This window comes from Bacteroidota bacterium (assembly GCA_016183775.1).
Taxonomy (GTDB): domain Bacteria; phylum Bacteroidota; class Bacteroidia; order JABDFU01; family JABDFU01; genus JABDFU01.
The window spans coordinates 1-10,675 of record JACPDY010000164.1 but is presented as its reverse complement, the minus strand read 5'-3'; the positions used below and the strand labels follow the sequence as shown (position 1 = coordinate 10,675).

Genomic DNA, 10,675 nt, shown 5'->3' with positions numbered 1-10,675 from the left:
GAAAATCGAACGACTTTTTGCTTGGATTCAAAATTACAGAAAGTGTGTGGTTCGCAATGAGTATAAAGCACAGAATTACTTAGGGTTTGTACAGATTGCATGCGTATTAATCATGACAAAACATTTTTGAGATGGCTTCTAAAAATATTATGGAAACAAAAGATTAACTTAGCAATGAAAGAAATGAGGACGTCAAATAATAAATTTTCAGATGACGAATGGTGGAAACGTACTTCTCCCGACAAGTGGAAGTGGGGATTGTTTTATTGTAATAAAGAAGATAAACGAATTTTTATTTGGGGAAGAAAATTAGGAATAGGATGGACTGTAAAATTTGGAAATCCATGCTCAATATTAGTAATCCTGACAATTATCATTATTATTGGGATTATTAATATATATGCCTAATTCAAACCGAGAAACTACCGACATATCCTGTTATTGACATACATTTACCCACGCTTAAATCTTAAATAGATATTATATATGAACTTTCACTTATCAGCATTCATACTATTACTTGCTTTAAATAGCTATAGCCAAACAGTACAACAAATGTGTTTCGCCCAACTGGCGCCCAAATCATCCGGAAATCTGTGTTTTGGTGATTGCAACGGAACAATTAATTGCTTCCCGACCGGAACAGGACCCTACACATATGCATGGTCAAATCTTGCCACTACACAAAATATTACAGCACTGTGTGCAGGAACTTATGTACTTACGTTGACAGATGCAGGTGCCGGAGGCGCTACCTGTACAGGCACAGCCACCATTACAGAACCAACCGACCTTGCCATTAGCGTTAGTTCCGCCGGAAGTACAGCCACCGCTACAGTAACCGGGGGAACTCCGGGATACACATATATGTGGATGCCCGGAATGTACAGCACATCCACTGTTTCCAGCCTGGCACCCGGCACCTATACGGTAAGCGTTACCGACAAAAACGGTTGTTATAATTATACAACAGTAACGATAACAGCTACAGGAATCTATGCCTTGACAAGTAATAATGGAGTAAAAATATACCCTAACCCAACTTCGGACCTATTGACCATTGAATTAAACACCACGAATGCATACAAAACAAAAATTACAATTCTGAATATACTGGGAGAAATAGTTTATGAGAAAAATGTAACTGCCGATAAACTATTAAAGCAAACGATCGACATTTCAGAGCTCCCGGAAGGTGTTTATTTTGCAGCTATTCAGTTTGCCGGAAGGACAATTACAAATAAGGTGGTGAAGGAGTAAGGCGTTTGTACTTTAGTTATTGTACCCTTGTTAAACTGATTTATCTACCCCAACCTAATCCCGATAATACAAACATCATCCACCTGCTCAAGGCTGCCCTTCCAGTTTTTAAATGAACTGGCTATTGCCTTTTTTTGATCCGACATAGGTAGCTCACAAACCTGCAGCAGCAGTTGTTTAAAAGGCTTGTACAGAAATTTTTTACCTTTCGGGCCTCCGAACTGATCGGCATAACCATCGGTGAACAGGTATACAAAATCTCCTTGCTCCACATCAATGATGTGATTGGTAAATTTTTTACTGCTTTCCAACTCGCTTCCGATAGGTTGTTTATCGGGTTTTATTTCAAAGAGATTATAATTCTCTCCGGTTATTACGGGTTTAAGTTCAATAAAGTTATCGATCAGCTTCAATCCTTTTTTACGCAGGAGGTATACACCATTATTAGCGCCGGCAAACTGAAGTTTCTTCGCGGTATCATCAATAGTAACAATACTCATGTCCATACCATCTTTTACCGCGGTTTTATCATTCTGGCGCAATGTTTCTTCAACCAACTCATTCAACTTATCCAAAATAGCTGCAGGCTGCGTAAGCGCAAACTCATTGATAACGCGTGTTAAGCCGTTATGCCCGACCATACTTACCAATGCGCCCGGAACACCATGTCCCGTGCAATCGACAGCCGCAATCATGGCTTTATGATTAAAATGATCGAACCAATAGAAATCGCCGCTGACAATATCTTTAGGCTTATACAGGATGAAAAAATCTTTCAGATGCTGACGTATACGTTTATGAGCGGGGAGTATCGCCTCCTGTATACGCTTGGCGTAAGTTATACTGTCGGTGATATTTTTATTGTATTGCGCAATCTCATCATTAGCCTTTTCCAGTTCCCTGTTCTTGCTTTGGATGATCGCCTGTTGTTTTAATATCTGAATGTTCGAACGCTTTATTTTGATATAGGAGAAAATACCGCCTATGACAATAAGAATACAGATAGAATAGAACCACCAGGTTTGATAGAAGGGCGGCTTTATCTCAAATTTAAACGACACAGGTTCTTTGTTCCACAACCCGTCGTTGTTACAGGCCTTGACCAGGAATTCATATGTGCCCGGATCTAAATTATTATAAGCTACCTGGGGTTGAGTTGTTGAGCGGTACTTTTCATCAAACCCCGCTAACATATATTGATATTTTACTTTTTCGGGAGCCGTAAGACTCACTCCAATAAAGCTGAAAATAAAATTGTTTTTGACATATGAGAGAACGAGCGGTTTAGATCTGTCCGTTCCTTTAACCGAATCCATATAAAAGCGCCAGTCGTTTTCGGTATTATTAATTTTCACACCGGTGATCTGGGTAAGGGGCTCCTGTCGGTTATCAAAATCGAATTCGGGTTGGTAAATCATCAGCCCGTTATTGGTTCCGACAAGTAAATGCCCGCTGGAATCAACCAGCATTACACCGTCTGTGCAGCTTTCACCGGTAAAACCGTCAACAACTCCATAATACTTAACGCCTGCAACAGAATCATTCTCCATTTTTATTCTGTTCAATCCATTTGTGGTGCCGGCCCACAGGTATCCTTTGTTGTCAACAGCAACGGATGTAATGTCATTTAAACTAAGCCTGTTCTTATCAGATATTTTGATGAAACTCCGTTCGTTACTTTTTCGAATAAAAAGCCCGGCATCGGTTCCAACGTAAATGGCACCATTTTTATCTTCTGTAATAGTCTGCACTATTCTTTCAGGCACACCTTCTTTAACAGTAAAATGCTGCAGCATATTCTCTGTTAACAGGTACAGTCCATAATTGGTGCCTATCCATATACGGCCTTTTTTGTCTTCATGAAGTGTTTTAACAGGAGTGTTTAGTTCAAATCTTGTGTAAGGAACAATTTTATCATTTACTAAAGTAGCGAGACCGCCAAACGTACCAAGCCAGATCGTATTTTTCGAATCCACTATTACAGAGTAACATTTAATAAAGTTTTTATTCTCCATTTCTGTAGGAAGGGTGTCGACCCTGCCTTCAACCATTTTTTTCATTCCATACTCAGAGGCTAGCCAAATGGTTTTATTATCCAAAGCAAGTGAAGTGAGGTCACCAAGCAATAGTTTGGCGGACGGGATCAGGTTTTTTGTCACTTTATAGTTTTCCAATTCTGAAATAGCTGAAGGTGTTAAAACAATAAGTTTCCTGCCGTTCACAAGAATGCCTTTGATCTCATCCTTTGGCAAACCCTGGCCCTTCCTGATGGATAAAAAACGTTCGGAAGAGAGTTTAGAAACACCGTTCTCTTTCGAAGCGAACCATAAATTATTTTCCCTGTCCTGGAAGATCTTCCAGATGACATCATTCACCAGGCCATTCTTTGTAGTATACAAACTGAATTTCCCTTTGTAATATTTAAGAACACCCTGATCGGTCCCTATCCAAACAGAGCCGTCTCTTTTATCCTTTAACGAACAATAATAATAAGCTCCGCCGTTCAATGACCTGATATCAACCCTTTCGACTTTACCATTTTTGAGTTCAAAGAGGTTGTTCTCAGTCAATATCCAATACACATCCGGCGCAACTTCAATGATCGAATAAACAGCATCACAATTCAAACCATTTTGGGAATTATATCGCGTAACAGATTGTCCATTATATCTGAATAAGCCATTATACGCGGTGCAAAACCAAATATTGCTTTTGCTGTCCTCGTAAATATTAAATACGATCGAATTATTAAGTGCAGTATCAGTATCGAACAACGAAAATTTATTCTCGCTGTAAATCCCCACCCCTCTACCCGTAGCTATCCACACTGTTTTCTTTGAATCGACCAGTACATTGAATACCGATTCATCGGGGAGTCCGTTATTTTCCGAATAATTTTTAAACCTCTTACCATTGTAAATGGATAAACCTTTATCAGTACCAATTATAAGATTCTCATCATTGAAAGCACTGATGCTGTATTCCAAGTTAGAAGGCAATCCGTCCTTATCCGTTATTTTTTCAAACCCCAATCCATTGTACCTCGTAATACCACCCTTGTAAGTGCCAAATAGCATATAACCCTGCCTGTCCTGGCCAATTGACAATACCTGCTTATCAGATAAACCCTGCTCTGAAGTAAAGTTCTCAAAGTTCAGGTGCTGTGCATATGTGCGCGGGAGTATAAAAAAAAGCAGCAGTACTAAAGCGGGACTTGCAAAACTATTTTTAAGGCCTTGGAACATTATAAACAAAAGTAAGATTTTAAATGAAAAAAGTGTTATAAAACAAAGCCCTCAGAAACCGGAAAAACTAACGAATATAAAGAGAAAATAAAGGAAGATCAGACGATCACGGGCACATGACCATCAATTACCTCTCCGTTCTCACAACGAATGGATCGGGAAGGGAATTTTTTGAAAATGATGAAATCGTGCGTAGCAATAATAACAGCACAGCCGGTACGGCTGATTTCAAGCAGGAGCTTAATAATTCCTTCGGATGTTTCGGGATCAAGATTTCCGGTTGGCTCATCAGCGAGGATCACTTCGGGGTTGTTCAATAAAGCACGTGCAATAGCGACACGCTGCTGCTCACCACCGGATAATTCGTGCGGCATTTTATGCCCTTTAGTAGCAATCCCTACTTTATCCAGAACACTTTGTATGCGCTCCTGCATTTGCTGTTTATTTTTCCAGCCCGTTGCTCTTAAAACAAATAACAGGTTATCATTGATCGTACGGTCTGTAAGTAATTGAAAATCCTGGAAAACAATGCCAAGCTTACGGCGCAGGTAAGGTATTTCCTTTTGCTTAATGGTTTTGAGGTTAAATCCGGCTATTCTTCCTTCTCCCTGCGTCAAAGGCAGATCGGCATATAACGTTTTTAACAAACTGCTTTTACCGCTTCCTGTTTTTCCTACAAGGTAAACAAACTCTCCTTTATCGATATTGAGAGTAACCTTGCTAAGCACCAGGTTATGCACCTGGAAAATAGAAACATTATTAAGTTGTATTATGGTTGCCGGTTCCATTTGGATGAAACAAAGATATGGCAATGCTTTTTTTTCGGCCTTTGTTTTTTTGAAAATGCCCGCAATAATTTCAACACCATTGAGTTCATAACTTATATTTAAGCCTTCCTTTTAGGGTTTAAAGCCTGCCTACTTTTGATATTCATTTTTTATTCATATTAATGGTGAAGTTGCGTGGTATTGTTTTGATTTTAGCCGTTTGGGGGGGGGCAGGGCTTCTGTTCGCCCAAAAAACCACTGCGTTTATTCACGAAGACGCAAATTACAAAACCGCAGTACAGCTTTATGAAAATCAGAAGTATGGGGCTGCTCAAAAATACTTTTACAAAACGATCACGTCGTATAAGGATCCGAATTCGCTGGTAAGAATCGATGCCGAATACTACGCGGCTATATGCGCGATCGAATTATTCAATAAAGACGCAGAGCTACTGCTTAAACAATTTATAGCGCTGCATCCTGAAAGTCCGCATAAGCGCAAAGCGTATTTTAACCTGGGGAAATACAATTACCGTAAAAAGAAATTCAAAACAGCAATTGAATATTTTTGGGCAGTTGATGTATATGACCTTACAGGCGAAGAGAAAGCGGAACTATACTTTAAACGAGGGTACAGCTATTTTGAGCTGAGTGAGAATGACGAGGTGGAAAAACTCGACCCTATAATGATCCATACCGGGGATGCACCTCGTAAATATGTTGCCAGTAATATTGAGAACGCCAAAGCCGATTTTTACCAGATAAAGGATATAGACACCAAATACACTCACCCGGCGAATTATTATTACTCACACATCTCCTACTCGCAGCAGAATTACGAAACCGCCTTGCAAGGATTTCTGAAACTGACACAAAATGCCGACTTCGGCCCCATTGTTCCATATTACATCACACAGATCTATTATTTACAGGGCAAATACGAAGATGCCATTAAATTCGCGACCCCATTACTGAGTGACACAAGCAATACCAAGCGCCAGCCCGAAATTGCGCGTATAATTGGTGAAGCCAACTTCCGTACAGGAAAGTTCGCTGAATCGATTCCTTTTTTAAAACAATACGAAAAAATGGCAGGCGCAATTAACCGACAGGATAAATACCAACTCGGCTTTGCGTATTACAAAACCAATGATTGTGATAACGCTATTTCCTATTTCCAGGAGATGGTGGATGAAAAAGATTCACTTACACAGAATGCCTATTATCACCTGGCTGATTGTTATATAAGAAAGAACAACAAACAAGGTGCCCGCACTGCGTTTGGCTTCGCATCGAAACTGAACTTTGATCCTGGAATCAAGGAAAATGCGTTGTTCAGCTACGCTAAACTAAGCTATGAGCTGGCTTTTAACCCATTTGGCGAGTCCATTCGCGCTTTCCAGGAATACATACGCCTTTATCCCAATTCACCACGTATTGATGAGTGTTATACATACCTGGTAAATGTATTTATGACAACAAGAAATTACAAAGAAGCACTTCGTTCAATTGAAAACATAAAGGCGCTGAAAGAAGAGATGAAACCCGCTTACCAGAAAATAGCCTATTACAGGGCGATCGACTTCTTTAATAACGCGGAGATGGATTCCGCTATAAACTATTTTGAAAAAGCATTCAAATACCCTGTGGAAAAAAGCATTAACGCGCTGGTATATTACTGGAAAGGCGAAGCTTTTTACCGTAAAAAGGATTATGAAAAAGCTATTGATAACTACAAAGAATTTATTCTTAAACCGGGAGCCTTTAGCATGCCGGAGTATGGCAATGCCAACTACAGCATTGGTTACGCTTATTTTCAAATGAAAGATTATACAAATGCCAATCTATCGTTCCGGAAATTTGTTACCTCCACCAATAATGCAACTGATAAATTATCGGCTAAAAAAATAACTGATGCCTATGTCAGAATTGGTGATACCTATTTTATAAATAAGGATTACTCCGGTGCCGCCGATAGTTACGGAAGCGCGATAAGCATGAAAGCGATGAATGCGGATTATTCACTCTATCAACAAGCGCTGGCGTTCGGACTGTTGAAAATGAATAAAAAGAAAATTGACAACTTGCTGAAAATTGCAAACAACTATCCAAAATCGACTTACACAGCGGCTACTAAATTCGAGCTTGGTAAAACTTATTTCCAGGAAAATGAGTACGACCAATCACTGGTGTATTATCAAAAAGTGATCGATGAACATCCGAGCTGTAGTTATGTGAATCGCTCCCTGAACCAAGTTGGTCTTATTTATTACAATAAAAAACAGGACGACAAGGCGCTGCAGGTATTTGATAAATTAATACGTAAGGACAGAAAGTCGGAAGAGGCTGAAGAAGCCCTGCCTATTGTTAAAAAAATATATGTGGCTAAAAATGACATTGATGGACTTGAAAAATACTTCAGGGAAGTGTCGGCCACAATTCCCTCTTCATCGCTTGATTCGGCGGCTTACAACATTGCCCATAATGCCTATATGGAGGGCGATTGCAAACAGGCTTCACTGAATTTTAATAAATACATTGTACGCTTCGTTGACGGAATATTTATTCTTGATGCTTATTTCTATAAAGCGGAATGTGATTACAGGTCCGGCAACCCTGACCTCGCTTTGGGAGGATACAACTACATTATTGACAAGAATAAAAATGTGTATACTGAACAATCGTTGGTGAATGCCGCCGCAATTAACTACAAACAACAGAATTATCAGAATGCACTGGGGCAGTATATTAAACTGGAAGAAGTGGCCGAATACCCCAGGAACATCATGGATGCGCGCATAGGTGAAATGCGCTGCAACTATTACCTGAAAAATTATGATGCCGCTATTACTGGTTCCAATAAAGTCATTACAACCGACAAAGTGCCGGCTGAAGTAATTAATGAAGCGCATTTAATTATAGCGAGAAGTGCGATGGAACTGAAAAACAATGAGCTGGCCTATTCTGAATTCCAGGCTGTAGCTAATCTTGCCAGGGGTGAACTGAAAGCCGAAGCGAAATACAACATCGCCTACCTGCAATATGCACGGGGTGAATACAAAGAATCAAAAGCAACTGTTTTCGACCTGGTAAAAAACGAATCGGCCTATCCCCTGTGGATGACCAGGGCCCTGATATTGCTTTCCGACAACTATGTAGCACTGAAAGATAACTTCCAGGCCAAACACACCCTCAAAACAGTTATTGAAAGCTCCGATTTTCCTGATCTGGTAAAAGTGGCGCAGGATAAGCTGAACGCAATAACCGAAGCCGAAAAAGCTGTGCAAACAACAAAAATAACCGAAGAACCAAAAATTGAATTCAAAGAAAATTCAACTGAAAAAAATAAACAATTGTTTACTGATCCTCAGCAACAAAAGGATCAACAACCGAAGTAAGAGTAAAATGAAAAATATAAAGAAAAAGGAAATGATTGTGCAAACAATAAGAACCTGGTTGTTGGTTGTTGGTTGTTCGTTCCCAACCCTTCATGCTTTCGCGCAAAAGGGGCTTGATTCATTGGAGATAAATGTTACAAAGCAATTCAAACCTACGATAGCTGACGCATTTAAAATAAATGACAACCCTGCTTATACCGACTCAACACCTCGCATTCCTCCTCAAACATACACCATAGCGCCAAAACCTATAATTACAGTGTTTGAACTTGCCCCGATAAAGCCCGCCAGGATGGTAGGTGAGCCGTTGACACGTTTGTATAATTCATTTGTGAAGCTTGGATTCGGGAACTACACTACCCCATATGGAGAAGCCTTCTATAACAGCCTCCGTTCCAAAGATTATGTATATGGTGTACATGTAAAACATTTATCATCGTACGCTACATTAAAAGATTATGGATACAGTGGATATAGCGATAACGAAGCCAATCTGTACGGTAAAAAATTTTTCAAAAAACAAACCTTGTTCGCCGATCTTGATTATTCCCGGAATGTTGTTCATTACTATGGTTATGACATTAAAGCCAATACCATTAATGACAATGATCTTATCCGCCAGCGATTTTCATTCATAAGTCCGAAATTGCAGCTGCTGAGCCATCACACCGACTCGTCACACCTTAACTACGACCTGCGGCTGAAGTATTATAATCTATTGGATCTATACAAGGTCAACGAAAACAATGTGATGGCCGAAGCCATCGTGAAAGGATACTATGACAAACAGTTGATCACGGTTGGATCATCGGTTGATTTTTACAATACCCGCAGCAGCATAGATACTGTTATGAACACTATAGTAAAGCTTGCCCCTTCGGTGGCTTTTGCAGGCAACAAATGGAGAGTGAATATAGGACTTACCGCTGTGGGTGATTTTGCCGGGAGTTCTAAATTTTTATTTTATCCCAACATTGATTTCAACTTTAATATAGTGGATGATCTTATCATACCTTATGCCGGAATTGGCGGAGGGCTGGACAGGAACAGCTACAAGGTGCTAAGTGATATTAATCCCTTCGTCTCCCCCACTGCTCAATTACTCAATACCGATCGAAAAATTGAAGTATATGGCGGTTTGCGCGGAACTATTGAAGCGAATACATCTTACAACATAAGGGCAACATACTCGAAAATAAATAATATGCCCTTGTTTGTAACAGACGAAAGCGACCTGCTTAAAAATAAATTCGGTGTAATATACGATAACACCACCTATTTAAACATTCACGGAGAACTGGGTTACCAGAAAACTGAAAAGCTGAAACTCATGGCAAAAGGCGATTATTTTCATTACGATATGGCAACAGAAAAGCGGGCCTGGTACAAGCCGGAAATGCAGATCACCTTATCGGCCCATTACAACCTGCGCAACAAAATAGTTGTAAAAGGAGATATATTTGTAATAGGCAAACAATTGGCCAGGACGTTCGACAGCAAACACGTATTGGTTATAAAAGAATTAAAGGGGCTGGCAGATATCAACCTGGGTGCTGAATATAAATATTCCAAACTTTTCACGCTGTTTATTAATTTCAACAATATCGCCGCGTTCCGCTATTACCGCTGGAATAATTATCCGACTCAACGATTCCTGTTGTTGGGAGGTTTGGCAGTCACGTTTTAATAAGATCCTTCACTAAAAGATTCTCTTTTTTATTTCTTCTTACAGAGTGTCATTATTCACTATTTATTGCCACTGCAACTAGGTGAAATTTTGATTTGCAAGTATAGCTTTAAATACCCGCAGCAATTGTCTCCCAAGCTATTAACAAAAAACCATAATTTCTTACATCTGTAATTAATACCAATTATAAATAAAATTCAGTCCAATATTTGCAGAATAGATTTTTTTTATTATTTTTGGACTAAACTATAAATATAACAATATGTCATTCGCAAAAACAATACACATCAAAGAGAGTGTGAAGGAATTATCCCAGCT

General features: G+C 39.5%; 5 protein-coding genes. 3 read left to right on the top strand and 2 right to left on the bottom strand.

Features of this window, described 5'->3' with window-relative positions; translation table 11 throughout:
- Positions 1-486: 486 nt before the first annotated feature.
- Complete coding sequence (locus HYU69_17545; protein MBI2272148.1) at positions 487-1,260, top strand: T9SS type A sorting domain-containing protein; 774 nt, start codon at positions 487-489, stop codon at positions 1,258-1,260.
- Positions 1,261-1,304: 44 nt separating this feature from the next.
- On the opposite strand, the gene HYU69_17540 is transcribed toward HYU69_17545, so the two are convergent.
- Both HYU69_17540 and HYU69_17535 read right to left on the bottom strand, forming a co-directional pair.
- Positions 1,305-4,505 (bottom strand): SpoIIE family protein phosphatase, encoded by a 3,201-nt coding sequence (locus tag HYU69_17540; GenBank protein ID MBI2272147.1) that lies wholly within the window; start codon positions 4,503-4,505, stop codon positions 1,305-1,307.
- Positions 4,506-4,603: 98 nt separating this feature from the next.
- Positions 4,604-5,293 (bottom strand): ATP-binding cassette domain-containing protein, encoded by a 690-nt coding sequence (locus HYU69_17535; protein MBI2272146.1) that lies wholly within the window; start codon positions 5,291-5,293, stop codon positions 4,604-4,606.
- A gap of 161 nt (positions 5,294-5,454) precedes the next feature.
- Between HYU69_17535 and HYU69_17530 the strand changes: the two genes are divergently transcribed.
- Positions 5,455-8,670: a tetratricopeptide repeat protein gene (locus tag HYU69_17530; protein ID MBI2272145.1), complete on the top strand. Its 3,216-nt coding sequence runs from the start codon at positions 5,455-5,457 to the stop codon at positions 8,668-8,670.
- Positions 8,671-8,677: 7 nt separating this feature from the next.
- Entirely contained in the window at positions 8,678-10,357 is a 1,680-nt protein-coding gene (locus HYU69_17525) for a hypothetical protein (GenBank protein MBI2272144.1), read from the top strand.
- The last annotated feature ends 318 nt before the right edge of the window (positions 10,358-10,675 follow it).

Excerpts from the sequence above, each read along its gene's own strand:
- HYU69_17525 (MBI2272144.1), top strand. The coding sequence starts at position 8,678 with ATGAAAAATATAAAGAAAAAGGAAATGATTGTGCAAACAATAAGAACC.
- HYU69_17540 (MBI2272147.1), bottom strand. The coding sequence starts at position 4,505 with ATGTTCCAAGGCCTTAAAAATAGTTTTGCAAGTCCCGCTTTAGTACTG.
- HYU69_17545 (MBI2272148.1), top strand. The coding sequence starts at position 487 with ATGAACTTTCACTTATCAGCATTCATACTATTACTTGCTTTAAATAGC.
- HYU69_17535 (MBI2272146.1), bottom strand. The coding sequence starts at position 5,293 with ATGGAACCGGCAACCATAATACAACTTAATAATGTTTCTATTTTCCAG.
- HYU69_17530 (MBI2272145.1), top strand. The coding sequence starts at position 5,455 with ATGGTGAAGTTGCGTGGTATTGTTTTGATTTTAGCCGTTTGGGGGGGG.